General features: G+C 55.9%; 17 protein-coding genes. 2 read left to right on the forward strand and 15 right to left on the reverse strand.

The annotated features are described in order from the left end of the window. Positions 1–6 precede the first annotated feature (6 nt). The 7 genes from WH298_RS06295 to WH298_RS06325 all read right to left on the reverse strand — a co-directional run bounded on the left by WH298_RS06295 (position 7) and on the right by WH298_RS06325 (position 5261). Entirely contained in the window at positions 7–699 is a 693-nt protein-coding gene (locus tag WH298_RS06295; protein WP_009128185.1) for a FliA/WhiG family RNA polymerase sigma factor, read from the reverse strand. Between the two features lie 9 nt (positions 700–708). Beyond that, on the reverse strand, positions 709–1176 hold the full coding sequence (locus tag WH298_RS06300) for a flagellar basal body-associated FliL family protein (protein WP_009128183.1): 468 nt from the start codon (positions 1174–1176) through the stop codon (positions 709–711). Positions 1177–1180: 4 nt separating this feature from the next. Beyond that, on the reverse strand, positions 1181–2230 hold the full coding sequence (locus WH298_RS06305) for a flagellar hook-length control protein FliK (protein ID WP_238344415.1): 1050 nt from the start codon (positions 2228–2230) through the stop codon (positions 1181–1183). Continuing rightward, positions 2227–2529: a flagellar protein FliT gene (gene fliT, locus WH298_RS06310; RefSeq protein ID WP_009128179.1), complete on the reverse strand. Its 303-nt coding sequence runs from the start codon at positions 2527–2529 to the stop codon at positions 2227–2229. Before fliT ends, WH298_RS06305 begins: the two co-directional genes overlap by 4 nt. Continuing rightward, entirely contained in the window at positions 2526–2909 is a 384-nt protein-coding gene (gene fliS / locus WH298_RS06315; RefSeq protein ID WP_009128177.1) for a flagellar export chaperone FliS, read from the reverse strand. Before fliS ends, fliT begins: the two co-directional genes overlap by 4 nt. 12 nt (positions 2910–2921) lie before the next feature. Continuing rightward, positions 2922–4235, reverse strand: coding sequence for a flagellar filament capping protein FliD (fliD, locus tag WH298_RS06320; protein ID WP_180822480.1), 1314 nt, complete (start codon positions 4233–4235; stop codon positions 2922–2924). Positions 4236–4421: 186 nt separating this feature from the next. Next, positions 4422–5261, reverse strand: a complete 840-nt coding sequence (locus WH298_RS06325; RefSeq protein ID WP_180822481.1) for a flagellin N-terminal helical domain-containing protein — start codon at positions 5259–5261, stop codon at positions 4422–4424. Between the two features lie 486 nt (positions 5262–5747). Between WH298_RS06325 and WH298_RS06330 the strand changes: the two genes are divergently transcribed. Together WH298_RS06330 and WH298_RS06335 are read left to right on the forward strand one after the other, a co-directional pair. Beyond that, entirely contained in the window at positions 5748–6674 is a 927-nt protein-coding gene (locus WH298_RS06330; protein WP_180822482.1) for a winged helix-turn-helix domain-containing protein, read from the forward strand. Next, positions 6649–7110 (forward strand): hypothetical protein, encoded by a 462-nt coding sequence (locus WH298_RS06335; RefSeq protein ID WP_180822483.1) that lies wholly within the window; start codon positions 6649–6651, stop codon positions 7108–7110. The genes WH298_RS06330 and WH298_RS06335 overlap by 26 nt, the downstream gene beginning before the upstream one ends. A 2-nt stretch (positions 7111–7112) precedes the next feature. Here WH298_RS06335 and WH298_RS06340 read toward each other — a convergent pair whose 3' ends face one another. The 8 genes from WH298_RS06340 to WH298_RS06375 form a co-directional block, all read right to left on the reverse strand. Continuing rightward, complete coding sequence (locus WH298_RS06340) at positions 7113–8150, reverse strand: hypothetical protein (protein ID WP_180822484.1); 1038 nt, start codon at positions 8148–8150, stop codon at positions 7113–7115. Between the two features lie 5 nt (positions 8151–8155). After that, positions 8156–9064 carry a flagellin N-terminal helical domain-containing protein gene (locus tag WH298_RS06345; protein ID WP_180822485.1) on the reverse strand — a complete coding sequence of 303 codons (909 nt, stop codon included), beginning with the start codon at positions 9062–9064 and terminating at the stop codon, positions 8156–8158. A gap of 10 nt (positions 9065–9074) precedes the next feature. Then, the gene (gene flgK / locus WH298_RS06350) at positions 9075–10445 is read right to left on the reverse strand and encodes a flagellar hook-associated protein FlgK (RefSeq protein ID WP_180822486.1); all 1371 of its coding nucleotides are present in this window, start codon (positions 10443–10445) and stop codon (positions 9075–9077) included. Between the two features lie 64 nt (positions 10446–10509). Then, on the reverse strand, positions 10510–10803 hold the full coding sequence (locus WH298_RS06355; protein ID WP_009128149.1) for a rod-binding protein: 294 nt from the start codon (positions 10801–10803) through the stop codon (positions 10510–10512). Positions 10804–10805: 2 nt separating this feature from the next. After that, positions 10806–11912, reverse strand: a complete 1107-nt coding sequence (locus WH298_RS06360; RefSeq protein ID WP_081496533.1) for a flagellar basal body P-ring protein FlgI — start codon at positions 11910–11912, stop codon at positions 10806–10808. A 19-nt stretch (positions 11913–11931) separates the two neighbouring features. Beyond that, the gene (gene flgH / locus WH298_RS06365; RefSeq protein ID WP_036621303.1) at positions 11932–12594 is read right to left on the reverse strand and encodes a flagellar basal body L-ring protein FlgH; all 663 of its coding nucleotides are present in this window, start codon (positions 12592–12594) and stop codon (positions 11932–11934) included. A gap of 70 nt (positions 12595–12664) precedes the next feature. Further along, positions 12665–13450 (reverse strand): flagellar basal-body rod protein FlgG, encoded by a 786-nt coding sequence (flgG, locus tag WH298_RS06370; RefSeq protein WP_009128131.1) that lies wholly within the window; start codon positions 13448–13450, stop codon positions 12665–12667. A 13-nt stretch (positions 13451–13463) separates the two neighbouring features. Continuing rightward, on the reverse strand, positions 13464–14195 hold the full coding sequence (locus tag WH298_RS06375; protein ID WP_180822487.1) for a flagellar basal body rod protein FlgF: 732 nt from the start codon (positions 14193–14195) through the stop codon (positions 13464–13466). Positions 14196–14197 lie beyond the last annotated feature (2 nt).

Raw genomic sequence — 14197 nt, forward strand, 5'->3', positions numbered from 1 at the left:
GATGTTTTACTCGAAGAATTGTTTAATCTTTTCGCCGATCTTTTTATTGATCTGGCAGACGCGCGCTTCGGTCAGTTCCAGCACCAGAGCGATCTCTTTCAGGCTCATTTCGTGCTGGTAATAGAGGCTCAGAATCAGCTGTTCGCGCTCACTCAGCGACGCCAGCGCGGCTTTCAGCGTGCGCTGAATCCCCACTTCTTCCTCCAGTGCCCGACCACTCAAGGCATGGCCGAGGCCCTCGCCCGCCAGCAGGTCATCAAAACTCTCCATGGCACTGGCCGATTCGAGCAGCAGATACTCCTGCACCTCTTCTGCCGTGAGCTTGAGGTGCAGACGCAGCTCTTCTTCGCTGGGCTCGTGCCCCAAACGCCGCGTTAACTCACGCACCGCATCGTTAATTTTGTGGGTTTTCTGACGTAACCGGCGCGGACGCCAGTCGTGCAGACGCAGCTGATCCAGCACCGCACCGCGCACGCGCTGTAAGGCGTAACCGGCAAAGTGATCGTCGGGATGGCCGTAGCGACGCAGCGATTCCAGCAGGCCCATTAAGGCGATCTGCTCCAGATCTTCACGATCCATAACCGCATCGGTTTGCGCCGAGAGCTGGCGAACCACGCGCTTAACCAGCGGCAGCCACTGTTGTAAATAGCGGCTCTCCTCCAGCGGGGTCAGCTCGGTGACTTCATTGAATACGCTCATGATCGCCCCTTACTGGAAAACCATTTTGGAGATCATCACGTCGGAGAACGGCTGATTGGTGCCGAACACGCCTTCATAACGCGCCATCATCTGCATATGGATGTCATCAATGGTCATGGTGCGCACCGCGTCGTACTCCATGCCGGAGAACATCGACACCAGCACGTTTTTCAACTTCGGCAGATTGTGTTCCGTGGCTTTCAGGCCTTCATCGCTGTTGGCAACGTAAGCCAGATCGAGCAGCAGATAGCGCTCTTTCGCGCTGCTGCCTTTCAGCGTGACCACCTGGTTTTTCACTTCCAGATAGAGGGTTTGCGTCGGCTGCTCTTTTTTCGCAAACAGCGAAGAGAAGCGGCTGGTTTCGCCGGTGCTGCTGGCGGGATTGATCAGTTCAGTGCCTGCCACAACCAGCGCGGCGGTCAGCACAGAGCTAGACACCACCATCGCAACGCTGCGAGCAATGTTTTTAGTTTTCATAAAATTAGACCGTTGTCAGTATGGAAAGATCGCGGTGACGTTGTTCTTCCGTCACTTCTGCAATGTTGTTACTCAACACCGCATCCTGCGCGTGTTGTTGTCGCGGCGCATGGCGTTGCTCGCCCTGCTGCTGCTGTGAAATCTGGACGTTAACCGCCACCTGATTTTGTTCACTCAAGGCACCGCGCAGCTCCTGGCTCACCTGCTGCAACGCGCGATAAACCTCTGGCTGTGCGGCCTGAATCTGTACCTGCAGTTTGCCGCCCTCGTAATGCAGGGAGATATCCAGCTTGCCGAGGTTCGGTGGATCGAGGCGGATGGTGGCTTTCTGGCTACGCTGATCGATCTGCATCTGCAGGCGTTCACCTAACGCTTCCCGCAGCACGGCGGCTTTCTCGTGGGCGGCTTCGGGCAACATCAGCGGCGCCTGCGTTTTGACGCCAGGCTGTACCGGCGGCTGGTTGGCAGCGATCAACGCATGGGTTTGCGCCAGCGCCTGCGCCGGCAACATTTTTGCCAGCGGCTCATCCGGCTGCGCCTGCATCAGCGCCAGCACCTGCTTGCTGGCTTCACGCGCATCCTGCGGCGTACGCAGTTTTACTGGCTGACCCGGCGCGGTGTCCGTTGGCGTCACCACCTGCCCGGCGAGCGTGGCGGGCTGGGCGTTTTGCGGCAGTGCCGCTGGGCGCGTCAGCGTCGCCAGCTCAGGCAGTGATGACGAGGTAATCTGCGGAGCCTGAGCCATCCCAGCCGCAGATGGCTGCGGCAAGGGCGCAGGCTGCGGTGGCAAAGGCGTGGTCATTGGCGCCGTCAGCGTCGGATCCAGCAACAGCTGCATCAACTGCTCGGGATCGCTGGTTTCCGGCAGCGCGGCCTCTTCACTCAGCTCAGGCTGCGGAGTCTGAAGCGTTGCTGGCACGTTGCCACCGAGCATAAACATCGGTACCAGCGGCAAGGGCGCATTGGTCGTCGACGGTGCGCCCGGCATAGCCGGTGCGGCAGCGGGCGCGCTGCCCGTCGGCAGGACGAAAGAGGAGAGTGACGGAATCATCATGACTCTCCCATTTCGTCGCTAAACAGGCTGTACGCCTGTAAAACAGGACGTTGGGTCTGAACCTGCTGCAGTTTGTGGCTCAGCTCATCAACACGCGCCCGGCACTGCGCCGCAACCTGCTGATGGCGCTGCTGGAGCATTTTTACCTGCGCTAACGCCGCCGCACTCAGACTCTGCTGACGCAGTTGCAGTAACAGTGCATTGATCTGCTTATCGACCTGCATCACCTGCAACCAGTCATCGTTGTGCGCGGCCTGCTCTAACGCGGTGCCCAGCGCCACAATCTGCTGCTGGATCATGACTGCATCCCCTCCCAGCCTTCGCGCAGGGTGACCAGCACCGCTTCCACTTCTTCTACCTGGGCGACAGAAAGATTGTGGCTGGCGTCATACAGGCGATAGACGCAGTAGTCATACAGCGACGCCAAACGCAGCGCCAATTCGCCACCGCGTTCAAAATCCAATGCGCTGGTGAGCGCATTGAGAATGTCGATGCTTTTAGAAATGCTGCTGGCTTTGCGTTCAAAGCGTTTCGCGGCAATGTGCCCTTTGGCACGCACCAGTTCATCCTGCAAACCGGTGAACAGCATCAGCACCAGCTGATGCGGCGTGGCGGCGGCGGTGCGGATCGCCAGATCCGCATCGTTATAGCCATGAATTTCCGAAGAGTTACCGTACATATTTCACCTTCATTACTGATTTTTGTTCTGACTGAAGAAGCTTCCCAGCGTGTTCTCCATCTGCGCCATGGCGGCTTGCGCGCGCGAAAACTGCTTCAGGTAGCGGGCGTAGCTGGTGTCGTAGCGCTGCTTCAATTGCTCGGTTTTGGTGGTTAGCTGGCTGTTTTGGCGGTCAAGCGACTCCTGACGGCTCTTGATCGAACCCGTCGAGGTGCTAAGGAAGCTATCCAGACTCTTGTCCATCTGCTTGATCATGCCGTCCGCGCCGCCGAACATCGCATCGAGCGCGGAGGGGTTATCACGCACCGCGTCGAGGAATTTTTCGCTGTCGATCTCCAGCTTGCCTTCCTTGTCGGTGGCAATACCAAAATCCGACAGCTTTTTGCCGTTGGTGGTCTGACGCAGCAGCGAAGTCATCTGCTGTTCCAGCACGCGCAGGCCGGAGTCGCCAGCCAGGGCGCCGCGTTTATCTTTATCGCCGCCGCTCTTGGTCAGCTCATCGAGTGTGGTAAACAGCGCGTTGTAGGCGTCGGCGAACTTCTGCGCCTGCTCTTTGGTTTGCGCCTCATCGTTTTCCACGCTGATCACCAGCGGACGCGCCGGATCGGTTTTCTGCACCACGTTGATTTCAACGCCGGGGATCACGTCCTTGAAGGTGTTGGTGGCGCTTTTGATTTTCATGTCGCCAATCGAAATCTCTGCATCACGTGCTTCGGAAATGGTTTTGGCGTCAGTAATGGCATTTTGGAAGTCCGCACCCACGGCACCGCTGACGTCAATCTCAAAGCTGTTGGCAAAACCGGTTTTTTCGCTGCCCATCAACATGCGCGTTTCGCCGTTGACCTTCATCAGCGACGCGGTCACACCCGGATTATCCGGATGCTTATTAATTGCATCACGCAGCTCAGCCATGCTGTTGACGTCAGCGAGATCGATTTCGATCTCTTTGTCATCACCCACCGTGATTTTCATGATGCCGCTGGCGTCTTTCACGCTGTCATCAGTCATCTTTTCAAATGACTGCTGCTGCGCGGCCGCCGTTTCGGTGACCTTCACTTCATACAGCCCTTTGCTGGCACTGGCGCTGGCTTTCAGGTTGACGTAGCCTTCCTGGTTGGATTTGGCGATGTTTTTCACCAGCTCGCCATTGGTACCAAAACCTTTCAGCGCGGTACGAAAATCGTTCAGCGCGGTTTTCAGTGCGGTTAACGCACTCTGCTGGTCGGTGACTTTCTTCTGCTGCGCATTCAGACGCGATTGCATCGCAGCAACACTGTTTGAAGCTAAAATTTCCGCCCACTGGGACGGGTCCATATCCAGGTTCATACTGTTCTCCTCGAGAATGACTGTCTTATAGCAATCAGCGTGCCAGTTTTTATTTTCGAATTAATTCAAATAGTTAAACATAAATGCAGGAAAAGTTGCTTCCGCTGCAGGGGAAGGCCATTTACGCCCAGGCGGAAACAAAAACACCGCTGCATGAGCGGTGTTTTTCACTACAAAAGGGGGGGGTTAACCCAGCATGCCCAGAACCATTGAGCCCATGCCGTTAGCTTGTTTCAGCATCGCCTGGCTGCTCTGCATCAACATGTTCTGACGGCTCATTTTTGACGCTTCGTCAGCGAAGTCAGCATCACGGATGGTGCCGAGGTTCAGATCGGTGTTGTCTTTCATGTTGGCCAGGTTAGCCGCGGTGTGACCCAGACGGTTGATGTTGGCACCCAGGTCAGAACGGATAGAACCCACAGCGTCCAGCGCGCCAGTCACTTCCTTCAGCATGGCGTTACCCTCTGCTGCACCACCCGAGATACCTGAAGCAGTCAGCTTGGCCAGCGCACCGCTAACAGCTGTCAATTTAGTGCTCAGGTCAACGCTCAGTTTCTCTTCTGCAGACGCACCGATCTGGAACTGCATCGCAGTGCTCATCTTGCCGCTGGCGCCGAACATTTTTTCGGTGCCGTAAGAGGTGTTGTCCATGATGTTTTTCAGTTCTGCGTTCAGCGCAGTGAACTCAGACTGCAGCGCAGTGCGGTCGTCGGCGTTGTTAGTGTCATCGGCAGCCTGAGTGGCCAGGTCTTTCATACGGAACAGAATGTTGTTCACTTCATCGAAAGCACCTTCAGCGGTCTGCAGCAGCGCTGTGCCTTTCGCAATTTTGTTCTGTGCAACAGCCATGCCACGAGACTGACCGTCGAGGCGGGTAGCGATCTGCAGGCCGGCAGCATCGTCAGCGGCTGAGTTAATACGTTTGCCAGTACCCAGACGCTCCATGGCGGTGGACAGTGCAGAGTTTGCACGGTTCATAGAGTTGGTAGAGGACATAGCTGCTGAGTTGGTGAACATGGTTAACATGAGTGTTATCTCCAAAGGGTGTAATCAAAGGGTGGAATCAGTCGATTCCGTTTCAAGTAACAGGAGAAAACGGCACGCTAATCGCGTCTCTTAAATAGGTTTTTTATTTTTTAGCGAAATAAAAATTTATTTATTAGGGTTTTTTAAATAGAAGAGAAAATAGAAGCGACAAACAAAATAAATATATTAAATGCATTAAAAGAAAGGCGGAATTAAATTAAGCAACTGAAAATTAAGGTATTATATAAAAATACTCCATTTTCTTTCGTTATATCGCCCTACTTTTAGGAATCACGCGATTTCTTCGGAGTGTTTTTTCACGTTTTTTCCTGTAGCAAAGGTCGCGTTTCTTAAATCAACACATTGAAATGACGTTCTTTTAAGACTAATCTTGCTTAATAAATAATTTCCGTCTGACTGTGTGTTTTTTGCGCTGCGCCAGATTGGCGATGACAGAGCCCGCCGCACCAAGGAAATAAAGTAACGATGACGTCAGATTGCATTATCAATAACTGGTTACTTGATATCGCCAGCGCTTCGCTCATTCATCAGGAGAGCGGCGAACAGCGACGGCTCGGTGAATATCAGCTGAAACTGCTGGTGGTGCTGATTCAGCATGCAGGGCAAATATTATCGCGTGAAGAGTTGAATCAGTTGGTGTGGGAACGCCGGGTGATCGGCAGCAACAGCTTGCCTAATGCGATTCATGCGCTGCGCGTCGCGCTGGAAGATGATGGTAAGCAGCAACTGATCATTAAAACCGTGCCGAAGAAAGGCTACATCCTCGAAGCGGAGTTTTGTCAGTTTCAACGTCGTATAAATGAAGACGAGGATGAGGAGAGCGATGCACAGCTGCTGAGCTTCACCCCGCCGCCAATAGCAGCCGCGCCTGCCGAGCCCATGGTTATCGATGAGCCCAGCCACTCCCCTGCCGCATCCGTACCGCCGCTAACAGCTGCGCCAGCAGCAAAATCGCGTAACCACTGGAAAGTGTTATTTAGCCTGACGCTGGTTATTTTTCTCGCTGTCGCGGTGATGGTGCTGCGTTCGGTCAATCAGGCGAAGCCGCATTTTGCGCCGGTGGCCATTGAGGGCGCCAGCCAGATCCGGTTACTGCGGCTGGCCAATACCCCACGCGATACCAGTACCAATGAGGTGGATATGCCCGCGCTGCTCGGCAGCACGCTGCGCCAACTCAATGCGCCCTTGCAACAACGCAACGTGCGCATGGATATCTACTATTCGGCCACCGCCAACGTACTGAATCTGACGCTGAATCTCAGCAGCAGCTGCGCACATGAGCAGTTAGTGATGACCGTATTTAACGCGGTGGAGAAGCCGCAGGTGTTACGCGAACTGGTGATTGAAGAGATGGGGAGAAAGCTGAATGAAATGGCAACTTGCAACGCTTAGTCTGGCGCTGCTGACCGTGCTGCTGCTGGTGACGGCAGCGCTACGCGGCTGGCTGCCCTCGTTCAGCCATCAGATCTTTGACGAAGATTTTGACGGCAGTGGACTCGAGTTAGGGCTGTATGATGCTGCCAGCGGACAACGTGAACTTTACCTGCCGTTTTTTGCCGTGAAGTCTGACAGCGTAATGATGACGTTAACCAGCAAGGTCGAAAGCCAGTTTGTCGCCAAAATTATGCTGACGCCGCAGGCGGAAACCCGTATCGGCATGATTTACAGCTATCAGCCGATGGTGCTGCATGCGGTTAACGATCGGCCGCTGGTCAAAAGCATTTTCAACTTTAATGCCCATAACGGCGTGACCTTTAATAGCATTGAATTTGAAGGCAACCGCATGCTGGTGATGCCTTCAGGCTTGATTATTAACGAACAGCATTAAGCTCAGGCGCGCAGCAACGCTGCGCTGCCCAGCACATTTTTCACCGTCGCGCGCGGCACATTCGCCTGCGCGCCCAGCGCATCCGCCACACCACGATAACCTTGCTGACTCATTTGCTGTGCCACACCCTCGGCCGCGCTGCTGGCCTGGGCGCTGCTGAAGTTCGCCATGCTATCAACGCGTTGCTGCACTAATCCTTTGGTGCGAACCAGCATCTTGCGCTGACGCGTCAGCTGCTCCAGCGTGCTATCCAGCGTTGGCTGCAACGACTCCAGCTGTGATGGATTCGCCAGCACGCGCGACACTTCATCTTCCAGCGTGGTTTCCGCCAGCGGTTTAACCGGGAAGAACTGGCTGTGTGGATAACGCTCGCCGCCGCCCTGCACGCTCAGATGTTGATTCACGCGTGACCACTGCTGCTCATCCACCTGAAACTGCACTTCACGCTGCGCATCCAGTTTGCCCTGAATGCCCCATTTTCCCAGCGCCTGATTCAGGCTGAGCAAGGTTTGCTGCGGCGTGCTGTCGGCGGCAATCGCGGCCGCGCTGATTTCGCGCTGCTGGCCGGCCAGTGAAAACGTCAGTAGCTCCGGCTGGGGATTATTCACCAGCGCCTGGCCGTCGCGCAGCTGGAAATTGACCTGCGTTTTCCCCTCCAGCGACACCTGCAGCTGACGATTGACGCTGCCGCCAGACAAGGTTTGGCGTTGCGCCAACAGCGATTGCAACACCTGCGTCTGAGCAAGCGCATCCTGACGATTACCGCGACGGCTTAATGCATGGTTCACTTTCAGCAGCTGGTTTTCTGTGGCCTGCAGAAAGTGATCCGCCTGCTGCACGCGCGTCAGTTGCTGATTGAGCTGGACGTTATAGCGCAGCGGCTGCGATGAAATCAGCGGCGCGTCAGGGAAGCTATTGGTTTGCGTCTGACGCGCGGTGGTGCTGGCAACATTGCTGACCGGCGTTTTCGCGCTGAGCGGGGTGTTTTGTAGCGTCGGCGCACGTAAGCCCGGCGACAGTCGATTTTCCACCTGCATCATGCGTATTACCTTAAGTTAAACAGCGACAGCGTGGCGATCTGGTTGTAGGTCTGATACGAGGTCTGCGCCGACGCCATGTAACGATTGAGATCGACCAGCGCGGTGGCCATATCCAGCCCCTGCAGTTCACCGGCCACTTCATCATGGATCATTTTATTATCCTGATGCGCTTCATCGAGTAATGTCATGTTGTTCTGACGTCCACCCAGCTCGGTGAAAATCGTTGCAACCCGATCCGAGGTGGTTTGCACCTCGCCAATCATCGCCGTCATCTCATCGGCATAACTCGCTGGATTCACGGTGGGATCGGACATTTTTTCCAGCAGCGACTCCAGCTGGTTCAGCATTTTCAAATCATCACCAAAGGCGGCGGCCAAATCAGTATTCGATTTCATCAATACGCCATGTGCCACCGGCGTGCTGTTGCTGTCATGGTTGCCGGCAAAGGTCCATTCTCCTGTGGTGGCATCACGCACCACCGGCTGCTGATTGGTTTTGGTGCCAGCAAACAGATAGCGGCCGCTTTCGTCTCGGCTGTTCATCTGCTCAACCAGCATCTCTTTCATCGATGAAAGCTCAGCGGCATAACCGGCCATATCCACCGCGCCGTTGTTGCTGTTATTGGCTTCGCGCAGTTTATCCAGCATGTTCAGCAGCTGCTTGCTGCTGGAATCCACCAGCGTTTCCTGCTGACCCAGGCTGTGGCCTAAACGCTCGATGTTGCGCTGATACTGACCGATCGACGCTTGCTCGCGGCGAATCTGCGCCAGCTGCGTGCTGGCGATCGGATCGTCGGAAGGGTTGATGACGCGCTTCTGTTCGTTAATCTGCGTCATCAGCTTATTAAGCTGCGCGTTGTTACGCCCGAGGCTGTTCAGCATGTTGTTGGAGAAACTTAAACTATTCACTCGCATGATTTTTTCCTTAGAACAGCGCCAGTAGATCGCTAAAAATCTGATCGCCAGTAGAGATAACTTTCATGTTGGACTGATACGCCTGCATGTAGTTGGTGAGGCCAACGTACTCTTCGTCATAATTGACCGCGCTAAAGTTATCGCGCTGAGTGACCGCATCCTCGAGCAGCGCAGCGGCGGCGGTGAGCTCGGTTTGGTTCTGACGGCTTTTAATGCCGATGGTGCTGATCAGCGAGGCGCTGGCGCTATCCAGCGTCGATTCGCCAATGCCCGGAATGGTGAAGGTCTGGGTTTTGATGCCAATCAGCGCCAGCAGGTTTTTGTTATCGCCGGGTGTGTCGGCAGCGCCGGAAAACGCCAGTTCATCCCAGGCGAGATCGTTGACCTGCAACATGCCATTGGGATTCGCTACATCGAATGTAAACAGCGGCTTACCCGGATCGCCCTTCAAATCAAAACCTTTACCCAGCTGATCGTTAAAGGCTTTCGCCATGGCATCCGCCATGCCAATCACGCTCTTTTCGATGCCGTCGAGGGTGTTGACCTGATAATCATGCAGCGCGCCGAACGCGCCACCGGTCGCCATATCCACCTGATAACTGCTGCCAGCAAAATTCAGCTGCAGGAACGGTTGACCGCTGCCATCCATCTCCATCGATAACTTACCGACATCGCTGCCGCTGACCAGCGGCTGACCGGACGGCAGCATCAGGCTGTATTCGCCTTTGTCATTTTCCTGCACGCGCACATCAACATAGCTGCTCAGCTCGTTGACCAACTCGTCACGCTGATCGCGCAGAATGCTGGTGTCGCCACCAATCGCTTCGGTCTCTTTAATCCGCTTGTTGTACTCGGCAATGTTGCCGCTCACGCTGTTGATCGAAACCGTCAGATCGCGCTGCTGCTGCTGACTGTTGGTGCGCTGCTTCTGCATAAATGACTGAATGTTGTTAAAGCGCGTGGCCAGTGCACGCGCTTCGGTCAACACATCCTGGCGCATCGCCTGGTTGTCTGGCTTCTCACTGGCGCCGCTCAGCGATTTAAAGAAGTTATCCAGTCCATCGCCAATGCCGCTGGTTTCGGTACCCAGCAGCTTTTCCAGCGCGCCGAGATAAACCTGGCCCTGATCGAAATAATTGGCTTGGGAGGTGGTACGCCAAACCTGGCCGATACGGAACTGGTCGGCCATACGACGAATATTGTTCACTTCCACGCCGTTGCCGCTCGACAGACGCTGATTGCCCATCGGGCCAATCGCCTGCTGCTCAACGCGCTGGCGGCTGTAGCCACGGGTTCCCGCGTTGGCAATGTTTAACGCCGTAACGTTCAAGCCAATGCGCGCCGCGTTGGCACCGCTGTAACCGATATTAATGATGCTCATGTTTTCCTCTCGCACTCACCGTTTCTGCCTGGGCAGAGCGACAAAAATGCAGCCTTTATTAAGTCTACTTCGGTGATAACTGCTGAATCAGCACGTTGGCGATGCCGGTGCTGCGCTGGCTCGCCAGCTCATGCGCCAGCGCATCGTCGTAAAAATCACGCAGATTGCGCGCTTCGCGACTGCTAAACATGCCGTCTTCACCGGCAAAGGCATCGGTGCCTTTACGCATTTCGCTCAGCATGGTGCGCAGGAACATCGCTTCGAACTTCTCGGCGGCCTGCTCCAGATTGTTAGGTTTAGCACCGGCAATAAAATCGCCGTTAACCGGGCTAAACGGGGTTGAGATACGATCAATCATCTTTAGATCACCACCAGTTCTGCATCGAGAGCGCCCGCTTCATGCAGCGCCTGTAAAATCGCCATGGTGTCGTCCGGTGCGGCACCCAGGCTGTTGATGGTATTCACAATGCTGCGCAGGCTGGTGCCCGCTGGCACGGTAACCATTTGACCGCGTCCGCGATCGACATTGATATCCGTTTCCGGGGTCACCGCCGTTTCACCGTTGCTGAACGGGCCAGGCTGGCTGACGTTTGGACGCTCGGAAATGGTCACGGTGAGATTGCCATGCGCGACCGCGGCGGCACGCACCACAATGCCTTCGCCCAGCACGATGGTGCCGGTACGGGCGTTAAACACCACGCGTGCCGGCTGCTTACCGGCGTTGATTTGCACATCTTCCAGCATCGACATAAAGGCCACGCGCGCCGCAGCATCACGCGGCGCGTTGACTGACACGTTGGTGGCGCTTTTTGCCACTGCGGTGCCGGCACCAAATGCCTGATTCAGCGCCACGGCAATGTTGTTAGCAGTTTTGAAACTCGGGCGCTTCAGGTTGAGCATCACATCGCTGTTGTCCTGGAAATCGCTCGGCACTTCACGCTCTACTGAGGCGCCATTGGGAATACGGCCCACCGTCGGGGTATTAATGGTGACGCTAGAACCGCTGTCGCCTTCGGCTTTCACGCCGCCGACCACCACATTGCCTTGTGCCAGCGCATACACTTCGCCGTCGGCTCCGCGCAGTTGGGTTAACAGCAAGGTTCCGCCACGCAGGCTCTTGGCATCGCCAATTGATGAGACGGTGACGTTAATGGTCTGGCCGCGTGCGTACATTGACGGCAGCGTTGCGCTCAGCGCCACGGCCGCGACGTTTTTCACTTTCGGATCGATTTTTGGTGGCATCTGCACGCCGAACTGGCGCAGCATGTTTGCCAGCGACTGGCCGGTAAATTTCACCTGGCTGCGATCGCCGGTGCCATCAAGGCCAACCACCAGGCTGTAACCCACCAGTTGGTTATCACGTACGCCCTGCACATCCACCAGCGAACTCAGCGCTTGTGCTTTGGCCTGATTGGTCGCCATCATTCCCGCCGCAAGGAACAGCGGCAGCAGATAGCGAACGGTCATTCTGATCATGATCTTCACCTTAAATTGGGAACAGCGGATGGTTGAAGAAACGCGTGAGCCAGCCCGCTGCATTGGCATCACTGAGCGCGCCGCGACCGGCATAGGAGATGCGCGCATTGGCGATGCGCTGTGACGAAATACTGTTGTCACGTTCGATATCATCGGCGCGGACTAAACCGGTAACGCGCATATATTCGTCGCCCTGGTTCAGCGTCAGCCACTTCTCGCCGCGAATCACCAGCACGCCGTTGGGCAGCACCTTGTGCACCGCGACAGAGATTGAGCCGCGCAGCATGTTTTGCTGCGCCGAGGTGGCATTGCCGTTGAAGTTGCGGTTGCCCTTAATCGAGCCGCTCAAATCATCGAAGGTTTTGCCCATCGCGGAAGGAATCCCCAGCTCCACATCGTTCTTTTTGCCAAAGTTGGTGCGCGCCTGTTTGCTCGACTGGGTAGATTCATCGAGGCGCACGGTGAGGATGTCACCCACGCGATAGGCACGACGATCCTGCATCAGCGACCATTGATATTGGGTGTTATAGAGTCCACCCCCGCTCACGCGGGTATCGGGCTGGACCAGCTCTTCCGGCGGCGCATAGGCGGCGTCATCTTTTTGCACCAGCAGCGCCGGGCTTTCACAGCCGGTCAGCAGCAGTGCGGCGGCGAGTAATACGCCGCCCATCATTTTTTCTGTCAGTGTCATTGTTTTTATGGCCTTACAAGCTGGGCGGAAAGCGTTCTTCCGCCCGAAAAAATTACATCTGTTGGGTGACGAACTTCAGCATGTCATCGGCAGCCGACACCATCTTGGCGTTCATCTCGTAAGCACGCTGAACGGTGATCATGTCGACCATCTCTTCCACCACCTGCACGTTAGAACCCTCCAGCGAGCCCTGTTCCAGCTGGCCAAAGGCTTCTTCGCCCGGCACGCCTTCAACCGCTTCGCCGCTGGCGGCGGTTTCGCGATACAGGTTGCTGCCCGTCGCTTCCAGCCCGGCCGGATTGACGAAGTTCACCAGGGTGATTTGGCCCAGCTCAACCGGATCGGTTTCGCCGCCGACGGTGGCGCTGACGGTGCCGTCTTTGCCGATAGTGAGATTTTTGGTGCCTTCCGGCAGCTCGATCTGCGGGATTAACGGCAGGCCCTGCGCGTTGGTCAACACGCCGTCGGCACTGATTTTCAGGTTGCCTGAGCGGGTATAGGCGATATCGCCATCGGCGGTTTCAACCTGCAAAAAGCCCTGTCCGGCGATCGCCACGTCCAGCTCCTGCTGGGTGTTTTTCATCGAACCCTGGGTGAACTGCTTCTGCGTACCCATGATCTTGACGCCGCTACCAAACTGGATGCCGGTTGGCGTCTGGTTGTTCTGGTTCAACTGGGTGCCGGGCGCACGCTGCGTTTGATAGAACAGATCTTCAAACACCACGCGATCGCGCTTAAAGCCGGTGGTATCAACGTTCGCCAGGTTGTTGGAGATAGCGGCCATCTTGGCGTCCTGCGCCGCCAGACCGGTTTTACTGACCCAAAGAGCGGGATTCATAATGTTCTTCCTGTTAGCTGCCGCGGATCAGGCGATTGCCTGCCTGCACGAGGGTTTCTGCGGCTTTCATCATTTTGATTTGCGCTTCAAACTGGCGGCTGAGCGACAGGGTTTGCACCATCTCATTCACCGCCGAGACATTACTGGCTTCCAGATGCTGGTTCGCCAGCTGCACGTTTTCGCTGCGCGGCGCGGTGAGGCGATTCGCCGTCATCCAGCCGTCGTTGTTTTTGCGTAGCTGATTGGTGGGAATATCCACCAGCTTGATGCGCTCGACATCCATCGCCGCCGCCACGTTGCCATCTTCCGGAATGATGGTGATGGTGCCGTCATCGCCAATCGCGACCTGAGAAAACGGCGGTAGCTGAATCGGGCCGTTCTCGCCGAGCAGCGGTTTGCCGCTGATGGAGAGGTTGCCCATATCATCGATATCGATGTGGCCGTTACGGGTGTAAAGCTCACGACGACCTTCACGCACCGCAATCAGGCCATCGCCTTTGATACCAATATCCAGCTCGCGACCGGTTTCCTGCAGCGCACCGTGCGCCATGTTGATGCCGCCATTTTCACTGCGCACCTGATGGCGACTGTTGTAGCCGCCACCCTCGATTGCCTGGGTAGACGCACGTTCGAGATCGGCGCGAAAGCCTTCGGTATTGGCATTCGCGAGGTTGTTAGCGTGAATCATCTGCTGCGTCAGGCTGCGATTAGCACCGCTGACGGCGGTATAAATCAGGCGATCCATAA

This window comes from Pantoea nemavictus, assembly GCF_037479095.1.
GTDB lineage: Bacteria > Pseudomonadota > Gammaproteobacteria > Enterobacterales > Enterobacteriaceae > Pantoea > Pantoea nemavictus.

What these genes read in the sequence shown, in the direction of transcription:
- WH298_RS06360 (WP_081496533.1), bottom strand. Translation starts at nt 11,912, where the DNA reads ATGACCGTTCGCTATCTGCTGCCGCTGTTCCTTGCGGCGGGAATGATG.
- flgH (WP_036621303.1), bottom strand. Translation starts at nt 12,594, where the DNA reads ATGATGGGCGGCGTATTACTCGCCGCCGCACTGCTGCTGACCGGCTGT.
- WH298_RS06325 (WP_180822481.1), bottom strand. Translation starts at nt 5,261, where the DNA reads ATGTTAACCATGTTCACCAACTCAGCAGCTATGTCCTCTACCAACTCT.
- WH298_RS06330 (WP_180822482.1), top strand. Translation starts at nt 5,748, where the DNA reads ATGACGTCAGATTGCATTATCAATAACTGGTTACTTGATATCGCCAGC.
- fliS (WP_009128177.1), bottom strand. Translation starts at nt 2,909, where the DNA reads ATGTACGGTAACTCTTCGGAAATTCATGGCTATAACGATGCGGATCTG.
- WH298_RS06305 (WP_238344415.1), bottom strand. Translation starts at nt 2,230, where the DNA reads ATGATGATTCCGTCACTCTCCTCTTTCGTCCTGCCGACGGGCAGCGCG.
- fliD (WP_180822480.1), bottom strand. Translation starts at nt 4,235, where the DNA reads ATGAACCTGGATATGGACCCGTCCCAGTGGGCGGAAATTTTAGCTTCA.
- flgK (WP_180822486.1), bottom strand. Translation starts at nt 10,445, where the DNA reads ATGAGCATCATTAATATCGGTTACAGCGGTGCCAACGCGGCGCGCATT.
- flgG (WP_009128131.1), bottom strand. Translation starts at nt 13,450, where the DNA reads ATGAATCCCGCTCTTTGGGTCAGTAAAACCGGTCTGGCGGCGCAGGAC.
- WH298_RS06335 (WP_180822483.1), top strand. Translation starts at nt 6,649, where the DNA reads ATGAAATGGCAACTTGCAACGCTTAGTCTGGCGCTGCTGACCGTGCTG.
- WH298_RS06375 (WP_180822487.1), bottom strand. Translation starts at nt 14,195, where the DNA reads ATGGATCGCCTGATTTATACCGCCGTCAGCGGTGCTAATCGCAGCCTG.
- WH298_RS06295 (WP_009128185.1), bottom strand. Translation starts at nt 699, where the DNA reads ATGAGCGTATTCAATGAAGTCACCGAGCTGACCCCGCTGGAGGAGAGC.
- WH298_RS06355 (WP_009128149.1), bottom strand. Translation starts at nt 10,803, where the DNA reads ATGATTGATCGTATCTCAACCCCGTTTAGCCCGGTTAACGGCGATTTT.
- WH298_RS06345 (WP_180822485.1), bottom strand. Translation starts at nt 9,064, where the DNA reads ATGCGAGTGAATAGTTTAAGTTTCTCCAACAACATGCTGAACAGCCTC.
- WH298_RS06340 (WP_180822484.1), bottom strand. Translation starts at nt 8,150, where the DNA reads ATGATGCAGGTGGAAAATCGACTGTCGCCGGGCTTACGTGCGCCGACG.
- WH298_RS06300 (WP_009128183.1), bottom strand. Translation starts at nt 1,176, where the DNA reads ATGAAAACTAAAAACATTGCTCGCAGCGTTGCGATGGTGGTGTCTAGC.
- fliT (WP_009128179.1), bottom strand. Translation starts at nt 2,529, where the DNA reads ATGATCCAGCAGCAGATTGTGGCGCTGGGCACCGCGTTAGAGCAGGCC.